This is a genomic window from Mycetohabitans sp. B2 (genome assembly GCF_021733735.1).
Classification (GTDB): Bacteria; Pseudomonadota; Gammaproteobacteria; order Burkholderiales; family Burkholderiaceae; genus Mycetohabitans; species Mycetohabitans rhizoxinica.
Genome location: NZ_JAHKSP010000088.1, coordinates 1 through 1290 on the forward strand (window position 1 = coordinate 1; position 1290 = coordinate 1290).

A 1290-nucleotide genomic window follows, 5' to 3' on the forward strand; every position below is an offset into this window, starting at 1 on the left:
CTCAAGAGCGGTGGCGATACGAACGTCGTGGGCGCGAACGTGAAGGGCAATCGGGTGGTCGCTGACGTACAGGGCGACCTAAATGTGGTGAGCGTCCAGGACACTAGCGTGAGTGCGGCGCACCAGCATAGCGCGGGCGTCGGGCTTAACGTGAGCCAGGGTGGGGGCAGTGCCAGTTTCAACGTACAGAACGGTAACGCGCGTGGCAACTACGCGAGCGTTGCCGAACAGGCGGGGATGCAGGCCGGCCAAGGCGGTTTTGACATTGCCGTGAAGGGCAACACCGATCTGAAGGGTGCGTATATCTCGAGCGAGGCCGCGAAAGATCAGAATCGCCTGAAGACTGGCACGCTGAGCTACTCGGCTATCGAGAACCACTCGGATTACCAGGCGAGCACCTTGGGCATTAGCGGTGGCGCGACGACAGGCGACGGCGGCAATGTGTACAAGCCGACCGGATCGACTTCGGGCAAGAATGCCGGGGGGGCGTCGCCGCTGTATCTGAGCGAGAGTGGCAGTAGTCGTGCCCGCACGCAAAGCGCGATCAGCGATGCTGAGATCGAAATCACGAACCCCGATCAGCAAAAGCAAGATATCGCGGGGCTGAACCGCCATACGACGAATCTGAACGGCCAGGTGGACAAGACGCCGGACGTCCAGCAGAGTTTGCAGAATCAGGGTGAGCTGATGAGCGCGATGCGTGACGCCGGCGAGGCGGTTGCGCGGCGGATCGGGGGTGTGGCGGATGCTAAGCGCGACGCTTTGCTCAAGGCGGCCGAGGAGAGCGACGATCCGCAACTAAAGCAGCAGTATCTAGCTGAAGCGGACCAATGGGGTGAAAGCGGGAGCTACCGTGTTGGATTGCAGAGCGCGGGCAGTTCACTGGTGGGGGGCATTGGCGGAGGGCTGCTGGGGGCGGCGCACAGCGGCGCAGGGTCGTTGGTGTCGGCGTTGCTGGCGAATAAGCTCGATGAGGTGAGCCGACAGATTGCGCAGCAAAAGCCGACTGGTAATGCGGACTTGGACAAGACGCTGGGCAACATTGTGGCGAATGTGATGTCGAGCGTGGCGGGAGGTGTGGTCGGTGGGGCCCAAGGGGCGCAGGCGGCGTACAACGTCGATCGCTTCAATCGGCAGTTGCATATAGAAGAGAAGCAGCGTATCAGAGAACTCGCAGGAAAAGACGAAGTTAAAGAAGCTCGGCTGGCGGCAGCAGCCTGTGCGATGGCGAAATGCTATGCGGAATACCCAGAGGACAGTGCGGCCTATCAGCATTTCAAGCAAATCGCG

Annotated in this window: 1 protein-coding gene; it reads left to right on the forward strand. The window is 61.1% G+C overall.

From position 1 onward, the window contains the following. On the forward strand, window positions 1-1290 hold a 1290-nt coding region (locus KPG66_RS16825; protein WP_237071591.1), incomplete at both ends, for a hemagglutinin repeat-containing protein.